Source organism: Sphingobacterium sp. JUb56 (assembly GCF_014191365.1).
GTDB classification, from domain to species: domain Bacteria; phylum Bacteroidota; class Bacteroidia; order Sphingobacteriales; family Sphingobacteriaceae; genus Sphingobacterium; species Sphingobacterium anhuiense.
Map to the genome: position 1 here is coordinate 310,266 of NZ_JACHWL010000002.1, position 23,985 is coordinate 334,250.

16 protein-coding genes are annotated in these 23,985 nt (G+C 38.5%); 13 read left to right on the top strand and 3 right to left on the bottom strand.

The genetic code is table 11. The features are described from left to right. Positions 1–148 precede the first annotated feature (148 nt). Positions 149–571 (bottom strand): NUDIX domain-containing protein, encoded by a 423-nt coding sequence (locus FHR29_RS20860; protein WP_021187871.1) that lies wholly within the window; start codon positions 569–571, stop codon positions 149–151. Positions 572–766: 195 nt separating this feature from the next. Between FHR29_RS20860 and FHR29_RS20865 the strand changes: the two genes are divergently transcribed. Then, positions 767–1,093 carry a helix-turn-helix domain-containing protein gene (locus FHR29_RS20865; protein WP_021187872.1) on the top strand — a complete coding sequence of 109 codons (327 nt, stop codon included), beginning with the start codon at positions 767–769 and terminating at the stop codon, positions 1,091–1,093. Here FHR29_RS20865 and FHR29_RS20870 read toward each other — a convergent pair. Then, complete coding sequence (locus FHR29_RS20870; RefSeq protein ID WP_183917043.1) at positions 1,090–1,545, bottom strand: VOC family protein; 456 nt, start codon at positions 1,543–1,545, stop codon at positions 1,090–1,092. The two genes, FHR29_RS20865 and FHR29_RS20870, sit on opposite strands and share 4 nt — an antisense overlap. Positions 1,546–1,725: 180 nt before the next feature. On the opposite strand from FHR29_RS20870, the gene FHR29_RS20875 reads away from it, so the two are divergent. Then, entirely contained in the window at positions 1,726–3,066 is a 1,341-nt protein-coding gene (locus FHR29_RS20875; protein ID WP_183917045.1) for a DUF389 domain-containing protein, read from the top strand. 99 nt (positions 3,067–3,165) lie between these two features. On the opposite strand, the gene FHR29_RS20880 is transcribed toward FHR29_RS20875, so the two are convergent. Beyond that, complete coding sequence (locus FHR29_RS20880; protein ID WP_183917047.1) at positions 3,166–3,510, bottom strand: helix-turn-helix domain-containing protein; 345 nt, start codon at positions 3,508–3,510, stop codon at positions 3,166–3,168. A gap of 92 nt (positions 3,511–3,602) precedes the next feature. On the opposite strand from FHR29_RS20880, the gene FHR29_RS20885 reads away from it, so the two are divergent. The 11 genes from FHR29_RS20885 to FHR29_RS20935 all read left to right on the top strand — a co-directional run bounded on the left by FHR29_RS20885 (position 3,603) and on the right by FHR29_RS20935 (position 23,890). After that, on the top strand, positions 3,603–4,241 hold the full coding sequence (locus tag FHR29_RS20885) for a peroxiredoxin-like family protein (protein WP_183917048.1): 639 nt from the start codon (positions 3,603–3,605) through the stop codon (positions 4,239–4,241). Beyond that, complete coding sequence (locus FHR29_RS20890) at positions 4,238–5,041, top strand: DNA alkylation repair protein (protein WP_183917049.1); 804 nt, start codon at positions 4,238–4,240, stop codon at positions 5,039–5,041. Before FHR29_RS20885 ends, FHR29_RS20890 begins: the two co-directional genes overlap by 4 nt. A gap of 99 nt (positions 5,042–5,140) precedes the next feature. Beyond that, positions 5,141–5,533: a DUF1801 domain-containing protein gene (locus FHR29_RS20895; protein ID WP_021187878.1), complete on the top strand. Its 393-nt coding sequence runs from the start codon at positions 5,141–5,143 to the stop codon at positions 5,531–5,533. Positions 5,534–6,061: 528 nt separating this feature from the next. Beyond that, positions 6,062–13,045 carry a type I polyketide synthase gene (locus FHR29_RS20900; RefSeq protein WP_183917051.1) on the top strand — a complete coding sequence of 2,328 codons (6,984 nt, stop codon included), beginning with the start codon at positions 6,062–6,064 and terminating at the stop codon, positions 13,043–13,045. 18 nt (positions 13,046–13,063) lie between these two features. Next, on the top strand, positions 13,064–17,347 hold the full coding sequence (locus tag FHR29_RS20905) for a type I polyketide synthase (RefSeq protein ID WP_183917053.1): 4,284 nt from the start codon (positions 13,064–13,066) through the stop codon (positions 17,345–17,347). Then, positions 17,335–17,634, top strand: a complete 300-nt coding sequence (locus FHR29_RS20910; protein WP_183917055.1) for an acyl carrier protein — start codon at positions 17,335–17,337, stop codon at positions 17,632–17,634. Before FHR29_RS20905 ends, FHR29_RS20910 begins: the two co-directional genes overlap by 13 nt. Then, a complete protein-coding gene (locus FHR29_RS20915; RefSeq protein ID WP_183917058.1) occupies positions 17,625–18,407 on the top strand; it encodes an alpha/beta fold hydrolase in 783 nt (260 codons plus the stop codon). The genes FHR29_RS20910 and FHR29_RS20915 overlap by 10 nt, the downstream gene beginning before the upstream one ends. After that, positions 18,400–20,805, top strand: a complete 2,406-nt coding sequence (locus FHR29_RS26690) for a glycosyltransferase (RefSeq protein WP_183917060.1) — start codon at positions 18,400–18,402, stop codon at positions 20,803–20,805. The genes FHR29_RS20915 and FHR29_RS26690 overlap by 8 nt, the downstream gene beginning before the upstream one ends. 3 nt (positions 20,806–20,808) lie before the next feature. After that, positions 20,809–22,080, top strand: coding sequence for a condensation domain-containing protein (locus tag FHR29_RS20925; protein ID WP_183917062.1), 1,272 nt, complete (start codon positions 20,809–20,811; stop codon positions 22,078–22,080). After that, positions 22,077–23,324, top strand: coding sequence for a condensation domain-containing protein (locus FHR29_RS20930; RefSeq protein WP_183917064.1), 1,248 nt, complete (start codon positions 22,077–22,079; stop codon positions 23,322–23,324). Before FHR29_RS20925 ends, FHR29_RS20930 begins: the two co-directional genes overlap by 4 nt. Further along, positions 23,321–23,890, top strand: a complete 570-nt coding sequence (locus FHR29_RS20935; protein WP_183917066.1) for a hypothetical protein — start codon at positions 23,321–23,323, stop codon at positions 23,888–23,890. The genes FHR29_RS20930 and FHR29_RS20935 overlap by 4 nt, the downstream gene beginning before the upstream one ends. Positions 23,891–23,985 lie beyond the last annotated feature (95 nt).

The following is a 23,985-nucleotide window of genomic DNA, read 5'->3' on the forward strand; positions in this document are numbered from 1 at the left end:
TCAGTTAGTCAGTTAAATACCCCATTCTTAAAAAGTATTTCTTTTAACTTTCTGACTCAAAATTAAGACAAGGAACACGCTCTTTTTATTACATTTAGATCAACAATATAAAAAACTCGGTGAATAGCAGGAAAATAAAGGTAAAGTATCAGACCTTTATTAGCCGGTCTGCTTCCAGTTTATCAAAAACCATTAAAACACCAATCACTTGAAACTGCTCTTTCATATATGATGCTCTCGAAAAATACTGGACCGCCCCTATTTCATTGCTAGGATTAATCTCTTCTCTAAGATCATATATAAAACAATCCTGCTCCATAATAACCACAGGATTTTCGCCATATGCAGGAGCAGTTATATGACAATAAAAATCCAATCTATCATCGTTCAGGTCAATCATCAATTCTTCTCTAATCTCCCGCTTTAAAGACGTTAATGAACTCTCTCCACGATCCACCTTACCGCCAGGCAAATACCATGCTTTTTTATTATTACTATAGGCCAACAAGAGTTTATTATCTTTTAAAGTGATTAAACCTGCTGTAAGAAGACTTGAATTAAGCGTATCCATATCAAAAATTTTAAACTTATATAACGCGTAATCTAATAATTTTTAAAGAAAAATCAATAGTCAGATTTACTTATTAAAATGTGCATAAAGGAAAAACATCATTTTCTATGGATATAAAAGCATCAAAAGAATTTCCGTTAAGGAAAAATGAACAATTTATCCATAACTTGTCCTTCTCATCGATCAATATCAACTATGCGTAAAGAAAATTCAACAAATTCTATAAATGAAAAATCGCTATTAGAGTTTTGCAAAGCCCATAAAGCACTCGCTCAAATCAGTGGTAGATGGAAATTATCTTTACTATTTGCTCTCCATGAAGAAGATTTATATTACGCAAGTTTTAAATCCATACTTCCAGATATTTCCGATCGGATACTCACCAAGCAACTGAAAGAATTGGTCGAAGATCAAATTATAGATAACAAAAAAGATAAAGTCAAATCGCTTTACATCCTAACCGAAAAAGGAAGGAAAATTTTAGCCTTATTAACCGCCTTAGGTGCTATCGGTGAAAACTAGAAACTTACCTGTTCTAAAAATTCTATAACCTCACCATTTGGACTATAAACCAAACTATTATGAACACCGACAGATTTAGATTTATTTTTCAACTGAATAGCAAGCACTCCATTGCTCAGGTCTATAGCTCCAGCTTTTAATGCTTCCACCCTTGCTTTAGCCGCGTCCTTGACAACAAAGCAGATATGAAGAATAGAATTTTCGACCATTTCCTCCCCTAACCTTCGCTTTCTACCCTGAGAAGGCATATCGGCATCACCATCGCACATTTCAACATATATATTAATCTGTTCATGATACATCATGACACATTTTTTGAGATTAAAATCAGGTAATGACCAAGAATGCACAATTACAAATCCCAATTGTTCGTAGAACTTTACTGTTTCATCAAATTGAGGAGCCTTTAACGAATAATGATGAAAACCGACAATATTTTCTGACAACTTCATAATACATATTTTAGACAAACCTATGAAAGCTTATCGCTGAATAAAAGAACTTACAAAATTGTTCGTTGGCCGCATCATAATATTTAAAGAAAAAAACTCATCCAGCATATCATAAGAATATCCTAACATTTATCAAACGATTTTTAACAAATACTGTTATTGAGTTATAATAGAGAAATTATGGCAAACTCCAAATTCATACGATTTTTCAATTTACATACTGGCGAAGACAAAAAGGAAAATGTCTTAGAAAATGTCGTAAATAATATTTCATTTCGAGGAGCTAATCTTTGGATACTAGCTTGCGCCATAGTCATTGCCTCGGTAGGTTTGAACGTAAACTCTACAGCAGTCATTATAGGAGCTATGCTTATTTCACCTTTAATGAGTCCAATAGTAGGAGCCGGATTCGCATTAGGAGTTTACGACTTTCCGCTGTTAAAAAAATCATTAAAAAATCTTCTTATTGCAACCTTTGTAAGTTTATTGGTTTCTTTCTTATATTTCACTCTAAGTCCTTTCAAAGATGCACAATCCGAACTCTTGGCACGCACCTCACCTAATATATACGATGTACTTATTGCCTTCTTCGGTGGACTTGTTGGTGTTATTGCCATCACCCGTGTCGACAAAGGAAATCCAATTCCTGGAGTTGCTATAGCAACAGCATTAATGCCTCCTTTATGTACTGCAGGCTATGGACTAGCAATTGGCAATCTTTCTTATTTCGCGGGAGCATTATATCTCTATATGATCAATTGCTTTTTCATCTGCCTTTCTACTTTTATCATTGTCAAATACCTCAACTATCCAAAGGTTAACTTTGTAGATGCAAACCGTGAAAAGAAAATAACGCGTGTCATTTCACTTATTATTCTCGTACTTATTATTCCCAGTGTATATTTCGCATATACATTGTTAGAACAAAAACAATACGCACAAAAAGTTAACAAATTTATTCAGACAACCTTTACAGACAAAGGATATACAGTCGTTTTTGAAAGAACGAACTATAATTCCAATCCTAAAAAATTAGAATTAGCATTCCTAATCAAAAAATTCAGTAAAGAAGAGGTAGACAGAATAAAAAGAGAAATGGAAGATTATGGAATTAAAAATACAGAACTAGTCATCCGTCAAGACAACAATGATCTTAAAGCAGATATTTTAAATGAAATCAACAAAAAAGAACAAAATCTTTCTGAAAAAGATATTAGAATAAAACAATTAAATGCCGAATTGAACAAATACCAGATCAATACACCAAATTTACAACAGAATATCAAAATCTTATTTCCGCAGATAACGAGCTACAGCATAGGTGTACAGAATAAAATAATCACTGCGGATAGCGCTATCAATACCATTTCTTTAATTTATATAGCAGATAAAAAACTAAGTGAAGAAGAATTTATCAAGCTCCAGAATTGGATGAAGATCCAATTTCCGGAAAGAGAAGTAGCTGTTATTCCAAACCAGGACAGTGATTTTGCACTACCACGAAAAGAATTGACAAAGTAAGCTTTCCATTTCCCTACAGGGAAATGGCTTCGATCATGGTTAAAATTGTTCCTCCATATCGTGACGCGATGCTTCATCTGTTCATTACTAGTGAACCCATCACTTAAAACCCGATTTTTCCTGCAACAGTAATTCTCCCCAAGCATTTAATTTCCATAGTACCTCCACCAGTTTTTCACCGAGAGGTGTAAGCGTATATTCAACACGAGGAGGTAACTCATTAAAGCTTTTTTTACTTAAAATACCATCTTCTTCAAGCTCCTTTAATTGTTGATTTAACACGCGGCGATCCACCTTAACTATTCCCCTCAACATTTCACTAGGACGCTTTTCACCTTCATTGATCCGCCAGATAATCGGAATTTTCCATTTACCACTTATCGTATTCACCGCAAATTCCAATGGACATATTTTTTCAGATATAGCTTGCACCTTTGATTTCATAAAATTGACTTTTTTATCCCATAGGGATAATAATATGCGGTATTGTCATTATGAATTTACTTTTAAATATTTGCAAAAACAAATCATATCGCATGACAAACTTAGCAAAGAAAATAGATGAAATTAATAAAAACTTAGCCGTGCAGTTGCCGGCTGACATTATCGAAGTTTTTAGTCAATCTATTCAAGAATTAAAGAGTAGTAAAATTGAAGAAAATAGCACACAGATCGGTGATAAATTCCCCAATTTCAGCCTAAAGAATACCCGTAATCAAATCATCTACTTAAGTGAATTACTAAAAAAAGGCAAAGTAATTGTAACTTTTTTTCGTGGTAGCTGGTGTCCCTATTGCAATGTAGAACTAAAGGCATTACAGGACCACATGGAATTTTTTAAAGAAAAAAACATTTCGTTAGTCGCTATAGCTCCACAATCGGAAAGTTATAACAAAGAATTAGAAGTGAAACACATGCTCCGTTATGATATTTTGACGGATCAGGATAATACACTAGCCAAACAACTCGGCATTTCATTTGAGCTACCAAATTACGCCCTCACCACCTATGAAAAGTTAGGGATTAAACTGTCAAAATATAATAAAAATGATCATAACGAATTACCAATACCAGCTGTATACCTCATTGATACAAATTATAACATAACCTACCAATTTGTTGATAGCAATTATATGAACAGAGTAAATATTCAAGACCTTATCGACCAATTATGATCGAAGTAAAAAGAAAAGGAGCAAGATCAACTAAAGATCTATCTCCAGCTATTTTAAAGCAATTAAATTGTGGAGAAGTCGAAACAGCAAATCTGGTTGAGTGGTTAGCAATTGATCAACGATCTTTACTGACGCATATATTAAAGCAACATAAACGCATAGCGTATCTAAAACCAGTTTTAGTAGCTATTGATCAGCTAAAAAAACAAACAGTCAATACGATCAATGAAACTATCGGAACAGCGCTCTTTGAGCAATCATTCAAAAATGGAGATCAGCAATTTCTAAAAATATTATCCCAACATCAGGCCGATATGGCTCGCTGTTGGGCAACATACACAATTGGCAGAAATCATGAATTGAGCATTGAGCAGACACTAGAGCAAATTAAGCCATTTGCTGCAGACACACATTTCGGAGTGAGAGAGATCAGCTGGATGGCGGTAAGACATAAAATTAAAGATAATTTATTTTCCAGCATCAGCATCCTTTCCAACTGGACTTCGCATGAAAACAAAAATGTAAGAAGATTTAGCAGCGAGGCTACAAGACCACGCGGTGTATGGTGTCAGCATATTGATCTACTCAAAAACAAACCTGAGCTAGCATTAGAAATTTTGGAACCACTTCGATCCGATCCAGATCGTTATGTACAGGACAGTGTTGGCAACTGGCTCAACGATGCCAGTAAGACAAAAGCAGATTTCGTGCGCTCAATTTGTGAGCGCTGGGAAAAAGAAAGTGGTACAAAAGAAACAAAATATATCATCAAAAAAGCATTAAGAACAATTGGATCATAAATAACCAAATACTATTTTCTTGTCATTTGCAAAGTGGAAACCAGTGAAAATTATTGTAAATTCAGTCCGAAAGACCAAGAATTATCAAACACATAAAATATGGATCCCGATATTAGAATGTACAATAATCAACTGAATCAAGAAGACCAAGCCATATGTGATATGCTAGCTGAGGAAATTTCCCAGCATTTACCAGATGCTGAAAATAAAATATGGCATGCACATCCCGTATGGTTTATAGAAAAAAATCCCATTGTAGGATACAGCAGACAAAAAGCTGGAATAAGACTGATGTTTTGGAGTGGTTCCGATTTTGAAGAAGAAAAATTAAAGATTATAGGATCTAAATTCAAAGACGCATCGATTTACTATAATTCCATTTCTCAAATCGATAAAAACGATTTAAAACGCTGGTTAGAGAAATCAATAAAAATACAGTGGGATTACAAGAATATTATAAAACGGAAAGGAATATTGATCCGATTGAAGTAAAGCCATAATTTCAAAAGCCCACAAATAAAAATATGAGCAAAAACATTTTCATCAACACCTTAATACGACCAAATCATTAAATAAAAAGACTCAAATAATAGCATACCTCCGTTACTAGCCATTAATCCTACCTGAAAGATGGTGCATTGCTCGCGTAAATATTCCTTAAAAAAACACTTTTTACTGAAAATTATTTCACTTTAAAAATTTAAAAGTAGGATAAAATTCTACTTTTAAATTTAATATCACGCCAATACTACTAAAATAGTATGAATAAAATTTTTTACATGGATTAAAAAGTATTATTTAGCTAATAAAGAATAATTGTAATCAAATTATATATTTTTAGTTAATCATAATCAAGTAATTAATACTTTTTTGTTAAAAAATCATTATCAAATTAGCCTTATTATTAAAAATGTAACAAAAAATAATTACTTTTAATCAGCTATAGCAACCTATTCCGCCGAAAAGGTTTTGGCGTTTTGTTATGGAATCACCTGCTACCATTTCAACATCATCAAAGTAATGAGAAATTTAACCATATTTGGATTAACCCCTTTTGAAAAGCCTGACATCAACCTTATGTACAAATTACATCAGGCAGGTGCAATTCCATTCTTAAGCTTAGGACATCATTTAACAACAGCTCAAGAGGCGTTGCAACGACTTGATCAGCTAGATATACCTGCTTGTGGTATTTACTTTCCCGACCAAAGTTTTACATCACTTCAGATTCCTGGAAAAGTACAATATATTATTCTTCCATCTGTGACCGTGACTAAACCAGCTTCAGATCTATCCGTTTTTTACCAGGTAAGAAGCTTAGAAGAGGCAAAATCTGCCAAACAATTAGGTGCGGCAGGTATCATCGTAAAAGGCAACGAAGCAGCAGGTTTAGTTGGCTATGAATCAACTTTCGTTTTATTTCAGCGTATAATCAAAGAAATTAAAACTCTACCAATATGGATCCAGGGCGGTATCGGAATTCATACTGCAGCAGCTGCAATGGCCTTAGGTTCTGCTGGTATTGTATTGGATAGCCAGTTGGCACTATTTCCTGAAAGCGGTATACCAAAAAGCTTAAAAGAACTTTGTTCAAAACTAAATGGCACAGAAACTAAGATTATTGCAAACCATAGGGTGTTGGTCAGACCCAACTCCCCTGCTTTACCAGAGGAAATTAATGCAGAAAATCTAAAGAAATATTTCAAAGACCTTGATCCTACCCAGAGCTATATACCAATGGGACAAGATATTTCACTGGCCATAGATCTATATGACGATTTCAAAACTTTAAAGAAAATGATCTTTGGATTCAGGGAGGCTATGTATGGGCATTTGAAACAAGCGAAGACATTAAATGTCATCAACAAAGATAATATGATGGCCAAAGAACTTGGTTTACGATATCCTATCGCACAAGGACCAATGACACGTGTCAGTGATGTTCCTGCATTTGCCAGTGCTGTTTCCGAAGCAGGAGCCTTATCTTTTGTAGCATTATCCCTACTAAAAGGGGAACAAGCAAAAGCCTTAATCATGGAAACTAAAGCGCTCGCTGGTGAAAATACTTGGGGAGTTGGTATTTTAGGTTTCGCTCCTCAAGATTTAAGAGATGAACAAGCTGCCTATATATTAGACGCAAAACCTCCGGTGGTATTAATTGCTGGAGGAAGACCTGCTCAGGCTAAAGTATTTGAAAAAGCGGGTATAAAAACCTTCCTTCACGTTCCTTCACCTGCACTTTTAGATATTTTCTTAAAGGAAGGGGCTAAAAACTTCATCTTTGAGGGTCGGGAGTGTGGTGGACACGTAGGCCCCCTTTCTAGTATGGTGCTTTGGGAAAAACAGATTGAACGTCTTTTAAAGGAAGATCATCCCGAAAACATCAGTGTGTTTTTTGCAGGTGGCATACATGACGCTCTTTCAACTGCTTTTGTATCGATCATGGCGGCTCCACTAGCTGCCAGAGGTGTAAAAATAGGTGTACTCATGGGTACAGCTTATCTCTATACTCAAGAAGCAGTAAGCACGGGAGCTATTCAACAGGAATTTCAGAACCAAGCACTTCATGCACAAGATACTGTTTTATTAGAAACGGCACCAGGACATGAAACACGCTGTCTTAATACAGCATTTGCCTCTCATTTCAACATCGAAAAAGCAAAATTACTTGCTGCAGGAGTGGATAAAAAACAGATGTGGGAGCATCTTGAAAAATTAAACGTAGGTCGTTTAAGAATTGCTGCTAAGGGCATAGAACGTCAGGGGGACAAGCTCGTCAATATAGCGAAAGATGATCAATTAGACTTGGGTATGTATATGATTGGGCAAGTTGCGACCATGCAGAACCAAGCGCTTACACTTTCCGAACTTCATGAAAATGTGAGTACAGATAATTTTGTTCATATTCAACAAGCCATCTTACCTGAAGAACCTGCATCACTGGAAAAACCTTTGGATGTTGCTATTATTGGTATGGAATGTATATTCCCTGGAGCAAAAAACCTCGAAGAATTTTGGCGTAATATCATTTTAGGAAAAGACAGTGTTACTGAAGTACCAGATGAGCGCTGGAATAAAGAACTCTATTATCATCCCGATGTAGAGGGGCCAGATGTTTCCCATTCGAAATGGGGTGGTTTCATTCCTAAAATTGATTTCGATCCTTTAGCATTTGGAATTCCACCACAATCTCTTGCTGCTATTGAACCTACTCAGCTATTAACATTGTTAGTTGCTAAACGTGCTATGGATAATGCTGGATATGCAGATAAGAGCATTGACCGCGAAAATATTTCGGTTATCATTGGTGCTGAAGGCGGAAATGATCTAGCCAATAGCTATAGCTTTAGAGGATACTATAAACAAGTTTTTGGAGAATTACATGAGGAAGTAAAAACAGCTTTTCCACATACAACGGAAGATTCTTTCCCTGGTATCTTAGCCAATGTGATAGCCGGTCGAATTACAAATCGCCTTGATCTTGGTGGTCGCAATTTCACGGTTGATGCTGCATGTGCATCCTCCCTGGCTGCAGTTGAATTAGCTTGTCAAGACCTCATCTTAGAGAAGTCAGACGTCGTATTAGCCGGTGGTGCCGACTTACATAATGGGATCAACGATTACCTGATGTTTTCAAGTACGCACGCACTTTCACGTAAGGGCCGATGTGCAACATTTGATAGTGATGCCGATGGTATTGCATTGGGTGAGGGTGTTGCGATCATGGTTTTGAAACGTTATGAAGATGCTGTACGGGATGGTGACCGCATCTATTCTGTGATTAAAGGGGTGGGTGGATCAAGTGACGGTAAAGCATTAGGTCTTACTGCTCCACGAAAAATTGGACAAGTACGTGCATTAGAGCGGGCTTACTCACAAGCAGGTATTAGTCCTGCTCGTGTTGGCTTAGTAGAAGCGCATGGTACAGGAACTGTAGTTGGTGATAAAACTGAATTAAGTGCATTAACCAATCTTTTCAGCAAATCGGGTGCATTACCAGGTCAGACCCATTTGGGATCTGTAAAAACACAGATTGGACATACCAAATGTGCGGCTGGTTTGGCAGGATTGATCAAAGCTTCTTTGGCCGTATATCACGGAGTAAAACCTCCTACCCTACACCTGAAGCAACCAAATGCTTATTATAATGCACAAACAAGCCCATTTGCTTTTTATGCAGAAAGTGGCTTATGGAATGAAAAGAATCGCTATGCGGGTATTAGCGCATTTGGTTTCGGTGGTACAAATTTTCACACTGTCATCGCGAACCATTCTGTAGCAGCTAAAACGGCGACTTTGCAGGCTTGGCCATCAGAGCTTTTTATCTTCCGAGGTAAAACCTATGAAGAAGCAAAAAATCAATTGAAGCAGATCAAATCTGTATTAGATACGAACGATGAAATTCCATTAAAAAATATTGCTTATAGTTTAGCTATCGGCTCAGCTGATCCAATTCAATTAAGCATTGTTGCGGACACAGCAGAGGATTTGATGATGAAAATCGAATTGGTCCTTTCGGGAATTGAAAGTAAAGACACGTACATCGTCAAACAAAAACCGGGTAAAGTTGCCTTCTTATTCCCTGGACAAGGTAGTCAACGCATCAACATGGCGCGTGATTTATTTGTGATATTTCCTGAAATGCGGAAATTATTGGCCGATCATCCGGAATTAGAACAAGCTGTATTCCCGCCAGCTACTTTTGATGACAAGGCATTAAAACAGCAGAAGGAAACCATTAAAGATACTCGTTTAGCACAACCCCTTTTAGGTATTATAGATCTTGCCATTGCAAAATTCCTAAAGTCATTAGGTATCGTACCTGATATGCTTGCAGGCCACAGCTACGGTGAACTACCAGCTTTATGCTTTGCTGGTGTATTTGATGAAGAAAAATTAGTTGAATTAAGTTCTAAACGAGCGCAGTCTATCTTAGATGCAGTAGAAGATGGTGATCCAGGTGCGATGTTAGCTGTAAACGCAGGGATAGACCGTTTAAAATCTATTGTTGATCAGGCAGAAAATTGCCATCTTGTTAACTTCAATGCGCCATCGCAATGTGTAGTAGCAGGAAGCTCCCTTGGTATCAACAAACTAATGGAACTATTAAAACAGGAGCGAATTTCTGCAAAAAAATTAGAAGTAGCCTGTGCTTTTCACAGTCCACTTGTTGCGAAATCAAAAGAACTCTATCATACCGTACTAAAAGATGTTGATTTTCAGGATATGGAAATCCCTGTTTGGTCCAATACTTCTGCTACGGTATATCCAACAAATAGTACAGCGATAAAAACCAGATTAACAGATCATTTAGTAGAACCTGTTCGATTTGTTGAAGAAATTCAAGCGATGTATGCTGATGGCGCACGTATATTCATTGAAGTTGGTCCCGGGAAAGTGTTGACAGGTCTAACCAAATCATGTTTGGATAAAGACGAAGTTGCCCTCCATGTCGAAGACAGCAGCAGTGATAAATTGACCCATCTATTAGGTATGCTAGCGCAATATTTAGGCACTGGTCGCGACTTCAACATAAGTCAACTTTTTGCAGGTCGTGATACTACTTTTATCCAAATCGATCAACCCGAAATTTATAAAAAGAATCCTGCTATTTGGCGTGTAAATGGACAATCTGCCCTACCCACTATGGGTACATTACCTACCAATGGTGCATTACCAATATTAACTCCTTTGCAAATGAATAACTTTGCCAATCAACCGGCATCTTCTTCTGATGGTCAACTTGCTAACGAACGTATGTTGCAAGAATATCTGAATAGTATGAAAATACTCATACAGGCACAACGCGATGTGATGCTTACCTTTTTAGGGCAAAATCCTGGTATAAATCCGATGCCAGTTCAGACTCCTGTTGTATCTAACATGATCACTGACAGTCCAGCAACACTTGCTCCGGCACCGATCATAGAGCAATTACCGGCGGCAAGTCAAGTAAAAGTGGCTCCATTGACAGATATTAAAGCCATATTATTACAGGTTGTCAGTGAAAAAACAGGTTATCCACAAGAGATGCTTGGTATGGAAATGGACCTTGAGGCAGATCTAAGTATCGACTCGATCAAAAGAGTTGAGATCATCGGAACACTTCGTACCGAACTTAATCTATTTGCTGCTGATCATAGCAACGAAGATACCATCATGGAACAGTTAGCTGCGATCAAAACCCTAAGCGGTTTAGTCTCTTGGCTAAAAGAGTACGCAGGTGCAACTGCCGTACCAGAAATCGAAACTGCACCTACGGAGACCAAAGATTTAAAAACTCAAAATCAGGGTCAGCTAAGCCTTCAACAACTCCAAACAGCAATATTGGATATTGTAAGTGAAAAGACGGGATATCCAAAAGAGATGCTCGGACTTGACTTGGATCTGGAAGCTGACTTAAGTATTGATTCTATTAAACGTATGGAGATCATCAGCGATCTGAAAACCAGAATTGACTTTGGCGACGATATGGATCAAGCGGACGACTTGATGGAAAAACTGGCAGCTATCAAAACGCTTAATGGATTAGCGACTTGGATTAAAGATATCAGTCAAGGTGAGCCTGTACCTCGCAGCCTGTCACGTCTAAGCCTTGGCTTAGCTCCTGCAGACCTGCCACTAACACAAAACATGGATCTTATAAAAGGAAAACGCTTTGCCATTACACAAGATAATAGTGCTCAGGTAACAGCAATAAAAAGTAATCTGGAGAAATATGGTGCTCATGTAGAATTGGTCGATATCAATGCCGAATTAGGTGCATTTGATGGACTCATCATGTTACACCTTTTCACTTCCAAGGTCAAGCATACCATCATTGATTATATATCGTTAATTCAAAAACTTGATTTTGATAAAGCGAAGTGGGTATATTTAATTTCAGATACTTCATCACATCTTGGTGAAGTAAAAGATGTCAATGTATTGAGACATTATCAGGGTTACGCCGGTTTATTCAAAAGCTTAGCGCGAGAATTTGATCACACGACTTGTCGATTGATTAATTTAAGTACGCCGCTAGAGACGCAAAAGATTGCAGATATAGCGATAAAAGAAATCCTAACAACAGAAAAGCAAGCAGAAGTCATCTATAAGAATGAACAGCGCCACCGGATGGATTTGACACCTTCACCATTTCCGAACAGTCTCGACAAAGCACAGATCCAGCTGGATTCAAAATCTGTCGTATTAGTACTTGGTGGTGGACAGGGCATCACTTCCGAACTTGTGAAACACATGGCCGAAGCACACCCTTGTACTTATATTCTGATCGGCCGTTCAGCCGATCCACGAATCGAATCAGCTGAACTGAAAGAAATGGATGATATGACGACCAAAGAAGAAATTAGAAGCTATCTGATTCAAACAGCAAGATTTACTTCGCCTGCACAAATCGAAAAGGAAACTGTTCGAATTTTCAAAAACAATCAGATCCTACGTACTGTCCGTCATATGGAGCGTCTTGGAAGTACAGTAGTTTATCAATCACTTGATCTTTGCGACGAACTTGGATTAAGCAGCTTGTTAAATAACATCTATACGGAATATGGCAAAATAGACGGTGTCATTCATGGTGCCGGTTTATTAGAAGATAAACTTTTCAGACAGAAGACAGCAAGCTCTTTCAGCCGTGTCTTCGACACAAAAGTAAAACCATTACGTATACTTGCAGAACAGTTACGTACTGATTGTCAGTTTGTCGTACTATTTTCCAGTATTGCTTCCGTTTACGGCAACAAAGGCCAGACCGATTATGCCGCGGCCAATAGCGTTATGGATGATTATGCACAAGCATTAAACCAGCGCATCGCTGGTAAAGTGATTTCAATCAACTGGGGTCCATGGAAAGGTGCTGGTATGGTTTCTCAATCTTTAGAAACAGAATATGAACGTCGCGGTATTTCATTAATTCCTTTGGAAGAAGGAAAAGAAGTTTTCCTTAATGAAATAAATTACGGAACGGAAAATCAGGTGTTGATTATGTCGGGAAACAATTGGTAACATCGGTAAAGAATAATTATGACAAATACAGATGTTGCGATCGTTGGACTATCTTGTGTCTTCCCCGGTGCAAAGGATGCACAAACTTTTTGGCAAAATATTATCAATAAAGTTGATGCTACGCAAGAAGCTCCAGAAGACCGGATCGACCCCGTTCATTTTAGTAAAAACAGCAATGCAATAGATCGCTTTTATTGTAAGCGAGGTGGTTTTATACCCGACTATAGTTTTGACCCAACTGCCTTCGGTATTTTACCGTTGGCGGTTGAAGGTACTGAGCCGGACCACCTATTGACGCTCGACCTTGTAAAAAAAGCGTTGGAAGATGCAGGTGTATTCCGCAAGCAGGTATCGTTAGAGAAAACCGGTATCATCATCGGTAAAGGAAACTACGCTGGCCCAGGTGCAACTCGTGCTATCGAAATCGTACGTACTGGTGAACAGATTTCTTCTTTACTACAAGAGCTATTACCCGATTTATCTTCAGCAGACTTAGAAAAAGTAAAACAAGCTTTTCAGGAGCGCAAAGGACGCTTTAGTGCCGATACAGCAATGGGATTAATCCCCAATCTGGTCGCTTCTCTGGTTGCCAACCGTTTCAATTTAGGTGGTGTTGCCTTTACAGTAGATGCTGCTTGTGCCAGCGCACTGATTGCTGTTGACCATGCGGTACAAGAACTCCACCGAGGACGATGCAATATGGTTGTCGCCGGGGGAGTACATACAGGACAGAATGCTGCCTTTTGGAGTATTTTCACTCAACTCGGCGCTTTATCTCGTCAAGAAAAGATCAAACCTTTCAGTAGTGATGCCGACGGATTATTGATCGGTGAAGGTTGTGGTTTTGTCGTTTTAAAACGATTAGAAGATGCGATTCAGGATCAAGATAAAATATATGCTGTCATCAAAGGTGTAGGCGTGAGTAGTGATGGTAGTGGCACAAGCGTCATGAGCCCATCTGTCAAAGGCCAGTTAAAAGCCCTTCAGCAAGCTTGGAGCAAAGCCAATCTCGATGAAAAACAAATCGGATATTTAGAAGCACATGGCACCGGAACTCCTCTTGGGGATAAGACCGAGCTACAGACTTTAGCACAATTTTTTGGAAAGGATGAAGATGCACAAATCGCTGGTATCGGTTCTGTCAAATCAAACATAGGTCACGCCATGCCTGCTGCAGGTATAGCAGGATTAATAAAAACCTGTTTAGCGCTTCATCATGATATTTTACCTCCAACACTGTACTGCGAGGATCCAAGCGCCGACATGCAACTCACCAGATTTGCTCCTGTACAGGATGCTAAAAACTGGTCCAAGACTGGTTTACCTAAAATAGCTGCTGTCAATGCTTTTGGATTTGGTGGCATCAACGCGCATGTCGTGCTTGAAGGCTATGATATGCCAAAAAAAGATCCAGTTTTGCTTCTTGCTCGAAATAGCCACGAAGAACTTCTTATGGCTTTACAAAACAACGAGCATACAGTCGGTGAAGGTGACCATCGGATTGCTATTTTCGACCCCACCCCAGAACGAATACAAAAAGCTGTGAAGATTGTATCTAAAGGCAACCCGTGGCGCAGCAAACAGGATATTTGGTATACCGCAACACCTTTACTTAAAAATGAGGGAAAAATTGCCTTTGTATTCCCAGGTTTAGATGGGCTGGCAAAAGGTGAAGTAGATAGTGTGAGTCGTTATTTTGGATTGACAGCACCCATTGACACAGAAGGCGAGGGATTATTAACAGATGCTTTAGCCATTTTTAATAAGTGCAGCATACTGGATAGCGCTTTGAAAAAACTAGGTGTCTACCCTGATATGAATGCTGGACATAGTTTGGGCGAATGGCTTGCGGGTTATTCATCCGAATTGGCAGAAGCTAGCTCTGTAACAGCTTTGATCAATGTACTCCAACCCTCAACTTTTGAATTAAAAGATTCAAAATTTATTGCGATCGGTACAGGTATTGAACTGATATCACCCATAATTGAGCAGATACCTCAGCTCTATATTTCGAACGATAACTGTCCACACCAAGTCATTCTTTGCGGTAGCAACACTGCACTTGACACATTGGTTCCTATATTAAAATCGAACCAAATATTTCATCAGATATTACCCTTCCAGTCAGGATTTCATACACCATTTGTCGCCGATAAGCTTGATGTGATTTTAGCTGGTATGGATCAGGTTCGTTTCCAAGAGACAAAAATCCCATTATGGTCTGCAACGACCTTAGCTCCCTACCCTAAAGACCAAGAAGCCATTAAACAATTAAGTGCCGAGCATCTTGTACAGCCGGTTCGTTTTCGGGAACTGACTGAAAAACTCTATGAAGAAGGCGCGCGCTTCTTTATTCAGGTCGGTGCTGGTGGGTTAATCGGTTTTATTGATGACACATTGAAAGGTAAACCTTTCAGTACAATTACGTCAAGCGGTCCTACTCGTTCAGCATTGGCCCAGTTACAGCGCGTCATCAGTGCTCTTTTTGTTGAAGGAAAGACCGTAGCACTAGATTTTCTAGATCTACATGCAACCACCACTACAAAGTCAACAGCAAACAGTATAAAACTTCAACTGGGTTTACCGATCATTCGGAACTTTAACGAAATAAAGTCCTTATCCAAATCATTTGGAACAGCAACACCACTACGTGCTACAACTAGCAAAGTTAGTCATCCGCTCGCACAAGCTTTTCAGGAGAATATGGCCGATATGATCAGTATGCAAGAAGAAGTATTGGCTCTTTTTCAACAGCGTTCTGAACACCATTTATTAAACCGTACGACAGCTCCACTACCTGCATATACTAGCCTACAACACTCACCTTCAAACATAAGTGTCGTTCATGAACCAACAAGCATCAGTTTCACTAAACTTTTAGAAGTCAGTTTAGACAGCGATCCGTATTTAATCGATCACAGTTTACTTAGACAACCCGCTGGTTGGACACCTGTTTCAGATATGGAACCGGTCATTCCTATGACGATGATCTTTGAGCTACTAGCGGAAACGGCACAGGCTGAAATACCGGGAACACAAGTTCATAAAATTAAGCATGTGAATGTATTCCAATGGATGAATGTGGCGAAAACATTTGAGAAAACCATAAAAGGTGAATGGCGAGCACAACAACATGCTTATCTAGATATTGAAAATTTTGCGAATGCCGAAGTGTATTTAAAAACTTCTGAAACAGCAGTACCTACATTCAATTTATCTATTGGCGATTTGTTACCGATCCATAGGACGCCTGAAGAAATCTATGAAAATCATATGTTTCATGGACACGCTTATCAAGGTATCACAGAAATTGTAGCTGTTGGAACCAAAGGTATCATCGGAATGATAAAAGGCAATGGTGGTAAAGGATCATTATTGGACAATGCAGGCCAGTTATTTGGTTTATGGTTACAGCTAACCTTAACACAGGATCGGATCGCTTTTCCTGTTAAAATCAGGGAAATTGAGTTCTTCGAAGAAATGCTTGACCAAGAAGGCATGTTTGAATGTACCTGCATGCTGACGGAGTTAAATGCAGAATTTGCAATAGGAGAAATCATACTCAAGAGAGATGGAAAGGTGTGGTGTGCTATCAGTGGATGGCAAAACCGAAGACTGGAAATTGATGACGCGCTTTGGAACGTTTCCATGTCCCCATCGCATAACCGTTTATCCGAGCAAATAACTCCTGAAGTATTCTATTTCCACCATGCTTACTCTCGAGTTGCTTCTTGGGATTTTGTACTTAAGCGTTACTTCAACCAAACAGAAAAGCAACACCATGCTCAGTTGATGCCCAATAAACGAAAAACTTGGATGGTTAGTCGGGTAGCAGTAAAAGATGCTGTACGCCACCTTTTACTGGAACAAAAAGGAGATGCCCGCTACCCTATTACTTTTGAAATAAGAAAAGATGACGCGGGTAAACCATACCTTATTGGTGATGGGACGGAAAACATCCATGTATCATTAGCCCACAAAGGAAAAGATGCTGTTGCGATTGCGCGATATGATAGACCCGTAGGTATTGACATGGAGATCATGGAAGAACGTAGCGCTGGATTCTATCCACTGGTATTTACCGATGCTGAGCTCCAATTATTAAAAGATAGAGATCAAGCAGAGTGGACGACCCGCTTTTGGGTTGCCAAAGAAGCCTATGGAAAATTCATCGGCAAAGGACTACAAGGAAATCCCAAAGCATATGCTGTCGAAAAAATACTTGACGATCACCTTTGGATCAACAATATTGAAATTAAAACTATAAAACACAATAATTATATTATCGGATGGACACTGTAAACCCAACATTAAAAATGACCCATGAAGAGTTATTCACACTTTTAAAAGGTTTTATTACAGAAGTAATAGGTGAAGAATTTGTAGAAGAAATGGACATCACTCCTGAAAGCTCTTTTACAAAAGATCTGGAAATGGACAGTATCGAGATTGTCTCGTTTTCAGAGAAAATCAAAACACATTTTGGCGATCAAATCGATTTTACGGGATGGTTATCTTCTATGGATCTAGATCAATTGATCAACCTTGACCTCCGCATGATTATCAATTATATCTACGAATGCCAATAATTGACATAAACAACAAAAAAGTTCATATACAAGAGCTAAACAAAGGTGCTAAACATACCGTGGTATTGATCCACGGCATGTTTAGCAACCTTTCTGTTTACTATTTCAATATTGCGCCAATCTTGGCGCAGCACTTTCACGTGGTGATGTATGACTTGAAAAGTCATGGCATGAGCGAGCGTGTTTTGACCGGGTATGATCTGGATCATATGGCTACAGACCTGTTAGACCTGATGGACCATCTGCAGTTAGAGCAAGTATTCCTAGTTGGCTATAGCTTTGGAGGTCTTATTGCGTTAAAAACAGCTGTAATAAGCCCCACTCGTATACAGAAACTTGTTATCATGGAAGCTCCAGATCCGCAAGATGAGAAAGCACGTGATATCATTGAGGAGTACAGTAAAGAATTTTTGGAACATTATGTCGCTAATTTTACCGATACGACCAAAGTCAAAATGGGTAAGAGACAGATGGAAAAAAACCACCGTCAATATGAATTTTTGTTTCAACAAACCAGTATCAAAGCAGATATGGTCAAGGAGAAGCATTTTCTAGAAGACATTCGTCATGCCCAATTGTCTATGCCATCGCTCTTGCTATATGGAGCAGATTCAAATTGCAGACCTACTGGCGAATGGCTGAAAGAACAGATCAATAACGCTTCACTTGAGTTAATACCGGGCGATCATAACATTCCTATACAAGAACCAACTCGTATAGCAGAAACTATCGTTCATTTTTTCACCAACATCTTTATCAAAAATTATGGCTAAATATGTATTCATTGTTCCACCTTTGACAGGCCATGTCAATCCAACCTTAAGCATCGGTGCCGAATTACTGAATAGAGGGCATAAAGTTGCATGGATCAGCCTCGATAAAAATCTGATTTCAAAACTTCCAGAAGGCGGACAACTACTACTCATTCAATATGACCAAACGGATGAGGAAAAACAAGCAAGTGAACAATACTTGGATATCATTTCCCAAAAGGTCGTTTATGGTATCGATAGTATCAAGTTTTTATACGAAGACGTTCTCATCCCCCTAAATAGACACTGCTATAACGGTATCATTACCTTGTTAAAAGCATTCCAACCAGACTTGATCATTTCCGATCAGCAATTATTTGCAGGTCCGATTGCGGCAAAAAAACTTGGAATCCCATATTGTACCACTGTTACTGCTCCGGCGGCAATTAAAATCATGAACGAACTGCCAAAAGTTCATGAATGGGAAGTCAATCAAATCGTGGCACTACAGCAAGAATTAGGAATTCTTGATGAGCAGTCATTGGCTTGCTCTGATTTATTGACACTTGTTTTGACCTCCAAAGATTTCTTTGGGGAAATGGAACTGACCGAAAATTATCAATTTACGGGACCTGTTTTAACAACACGTCGAACATCAAGTAAATTTGATTGGGATACCTTTCATCAGGATACCAATAGAAAAATCTTGGTCAGTATTGGTACAACTTTCGATCATGACCATAAAAAAGCATTTTTTCAAAAAGTAATTGATGCATTCCAAGGCGAAGAAATTACGGCAGTGGTTGTATCAGATCCAAAGCTTTTTGACCAATGGCCCGCTAACTTCATGGTCTGTGAGCAAGTACCACAATTGGAGCTATTACCGCATTTAAATGCTGTTGTTTGTCATGGTGGTCACAATACTGTTTCCGAAACATTAATTCATGGCTTACCACTAGTTGTTATCCCGATTGCATATGATCAATCGCATGTAGCAGGTCGTGTCGTACGTACAGGTGCTGGTGAACGCTTAAATTTTAACAGATTTAAATCGCATCACTTAAAAGATGCCGTTTACACCATTTTGGATAATTCAAGTTATCGTAAAGCTGCTCAATCCATTGGTCAATCATTTATTGATGCTGGTGGCACTTCCACAGCGGCAGACATATTAGAACAAACAATCACGACCATTACAGCTAAACCCATGGTAAAATCAAAATTTTTATTTGTTATCCCACCGTTTTTTGGGCACATTAGCCCGACATTGAGCGTAGGAGCAAGTCTTATTGCCCGTGGCCATGAAGTCAAATGGTTTGGAATTACCCCAGTGGACAGCAAACATATTCCAGAAGGAGGATCTTATTATTATCCAGAAGAAGATCTTATTCCTTATCAGGATGAAATAAAGCGTATTCTAAAAAGACAGGACGACGGACCAGCCTGTTCAGGTCCTGAAGTCATGAAACTAGCATTAGAAGAAACGTATGTTCCATTTGCCAAAATGATGATGCCAGGATTAACACGTCTTACACAAAACTGGCAACCTGATGTCATTGTCAATGACTGTATTACTTTTGGGGGAGCACTCTTTGCGCATAAACACAATATTCCTTGCGTGACGACCACTCCTGTCCCTCCGGATGTAATGGGTGATACTGAAAAAAGCGCCCCTAAAATATTCGAATGGCAGCAAAATCTGATTAAGGGTCTCCAAAAAGAAGTGGGGATTTACGATGAAGGAATTTTTATTCATTCGCACAAATTAAATATGGTGTTTACATCACAGGCTTTTGCCGGTTTTGATACCGTTCCATCACATATGAAATTTGTAGGTCCAGTAAAAGGACGTCCAAACGATGCACCTTTTGATTGGGAAAAGTTAAATGCGTCTACCACACCAAAAATATTTGTATCATTAGGTACGCTGTTGGTCGATATTCGAAAAGCTTTCTTTGAAAAAATCATTGCAGCCTTTGCTGATCAACCTGTCACGATTGTAGCAGCTACTCCACCCGAAATTTTTGAAGAATGGCCTTCCAATTTTATCGTAAGCAGCTTTGTGCCCCAATCCGAATTGATGCCCCATATGGATATGGTCATCTGTCATGGTGGTTTCAATACGGTTAATGATACCTTCCGTAATGGATTGCCGATGTTAATTACTCCGATTGCATATGATCATTTTCATATTGCAAAATTAATTGAACAAGCAGGTTGTGGTATCAGTATCCGATACAAACGATTACGTGTAGAAGCATTACGTGAAACCGTCTTTGAATTATTGGAAAATCCTAAATACAGAAATGCGGCCAAAGAAGTGTTAAACACCTTTACCGCTGCCGGTGGGAATGATAAAGCGGTAGAATTATTAGAAAATTTTGCAGTAAAAGAACAAGCAACATTAGCTACAGGATAAGGTATGAAAAGAAAATTGTTATTTGGAGAACGTATGCTTTTGGGTGATGGAACAGAACCCTTCAATGCGGTTATTCCATTTAGACTAAAAGGAACCTTTGAAGAGGCAGCCATTAAACATGCTTTATTTAGAATTCAAGAGAAACATCCTTGGCTCAAAGCACTCATTAGTCGTGATCAAAAAAACACACCTTGGTTTGAGGTGCCCGAAAAGAACATTTCAATACCGATACGTGTCATGACGAGGATAACGGATGAAGATTGGTTGCATGAATCAAAAAAAGAGTGGAACATATCATTTGACGGCCATAAACTGCCTCTGATAAGATTCATCTGGATAAAAGGAGAAGAAGTTTCGGATATGTTGTTTGTTTTTCACCACTGCATATGTGATGGTGGTTCTGCGATGTCATTGTTGCGCGAATTTCTAGCCGTACTGGACAACCCTACCGTGGATATCGGTATAGAAAAGCCCATACTCGGCATTCAGGACGTCGTACCTCAAAACTTACTTGCTAGTCGTAAACAGCAGTTCAAAGCCAAGTTTATCGGCCGTTTAGCTACTAATGCCATTAAATTTATTCCTACTGGCAAAAAAGCGATCGAACGTAAAGAAGACTACCTGATTCACTGGAAATTTGACAAAGAATTAAGTAAGCAGATCATCACCCATTGCAAATCAAAAGGTTTCACAGTCAACACATTCCTATGTGCGATCTTACTTCAAGCATTTTCAAAAGTAAGAGGAAAGGCAGCTTTCAACAAAGTCTCCTGTCCTGTGGATATTAGAAGATTTGCCCCACAGATAAAGGACGATCATCTTTTTGCATTTGGACTCATGATAGTATTATCCTCGAATAAAAAGATAAGTTTCGAAGACAATCTACATTTCATGCAAGAAAGCGTAGACCGCAAAACCACTAAGCTCAATCCCTACATCACCATGATGGTTATGGAATCAGCACATGATGCTTTAGATAATTTCACCAAGTTATTAAAAAATGGAAAATCATCGAATGATTGTATGTTTTCAAATTTAGGTCGCATTCAAATTCCACATGAGTATAAATCCTTTACATTGGACACTATTTTCAGTCCAACTGTCATCGGTCCTTTGGGGAACACGACTACTCTTGTAACGTCTACCTTTAGAAACGAAATGGATTTTTCTTTTGTTGCAAGCGAAGGTTATTTACCACATGCAGAAGCATTAGCTATGCGAGATGAAATAAACCAAACGATCAAACTACAACTAGATTCTTTGATAACAGCATGATAAAGAGAAAATTATTGATGGTAGAGAGGATCATGTATGTGGACTCTACTACACCTTTAAATGCTGTTTTTACAGCAAAAATCAAAGGAGAATTATCAGAAGCACAGATACATACCGCCTTAGTTAAAATACAAAAAAAGCATGCATTACTAAGAGCAACAATAGATAATAGCAACGAGAAGCAACCACTCTTTGTTGAACAGAAAAATATTGACTCCATCCCACTTCGTATCATTGAACGAAAAACGGATCAGGATTGGCTTACCGAATCGGAAAAAGAATGGTATCGTTTATTTGTAGAAAAAAACAAACCATTAGCACAACTAGTTTGGCTCAAAAGCGACTGCGTATCCGAGATTCTTTGGGTCATGCCGCACTGCATCTGTGATGGCACAACAATCGCCAACTTAATGCGCGAGTTTCTTTGTTTACTGGATGACCCATCGTTATCATTAGAAACGTACAAGCCCTACCAGTCTATCCATGAATTCCTGCCTGTGGAATACAGCAGTAAAAACAAAAAGTTCAAAGCAGAATTCTATTTAGGGTTAGCGCGATTATTTTTTCTAATAAAACGATGCAGCAAAAAAAAGGCTTCGGACGCCAATTATGCCCTACACTGGAAATTAGATCTGCAAACTACCAATCAAATCATTAAAAAATGTAAAACGAATGGTATCTCGGTACATACTTTTATTTGCGCCGTCTTTATGCAGGCATTTCAACAAATACAAGGGAGGAGTGCCAAGGGCAAAGTAATTAGCCCTGTTGATATCCGTCACTTTATACCAGAAATCAAAGAAGACCATGTATTTGCATTTGCACCTACAGTCGAACTCACGTTGAAATCAGGAAGTCTATTAGAAAATGCAAAAAGAATCAAACAAGACCTCCTGCATAAAATAAACAAAATGAACGTAAGAGAACTTCTTTGGGTAGGCGAACAAATGCACCCCATTGTCCAGAAAATGATAGCCATACTGCGATCAACTCCAGGTGGTCATGATATAACCCTGTCCAATATGGGTAAACTCAATATACCAGATAACTTCAAAAATTTTGAACTTGAAACACTATATAGTCCTACAGTTGCGTTTCCTTGGCTCAACCCGAACACACTGGTTGTAAGCACTTTTAAGAACCAAATGGATTTCATATTGATGTCTAATGCCGATTTTCTAACTAAAGATCAAGCTATTGCAATTAAAGATCAAGCGACGCAATTATTAAACGAGCCTCTATGAAATTTAAATTTCCCACCCCTCGTCCTAAAAAAATAGCGAAAACAACGCTTAGCCGCTTTTTAAGAAAACGCATGATCTATTATGTTGTTCCTAACATCGTGTTCAATACCCTCGTTGCTTACGCTAGTTTTCAGGAAGTTGGATTTACACATTTTTTTGAAGGACCACAAAGTCTTGCACGTCTAACGTTGCCTATGGCAATATTTCTACCGCTGATCCTAACAGTCGATATCATCAAAAGAGTAGCAGTGGCCGCAGATCAAGGTGCCATTGAATACCGTATTGCTGAAGAATTGAATAAAAATAAATTCATGGCCAGGTTGGGTATCATACACGCCGTAGTAACAGGTCTCTTGATTTTAAGTTTCTTAATCTTTGCACAGCTCAGTTTGTCGAAATATTATAAATTAGACCCAACAGCAATGGCTATTCTTGATGGTGTATTGGCGGGTATACTTTCCGTTCTGTTCACTTATCTCCCTATTCAGAAACTGAAAAAACATCTGTATAAACCTGAAACGGAAATTACAATGAGCTCTAATGAACAGAGATCTATTTTACAGTAAAAATAAAATACATATACAATGCCTATGATGCATCTGACTACGAGTTGGATCCATATACAATTGATTTAAAACAAAAAGCGCAATATAATTTACGC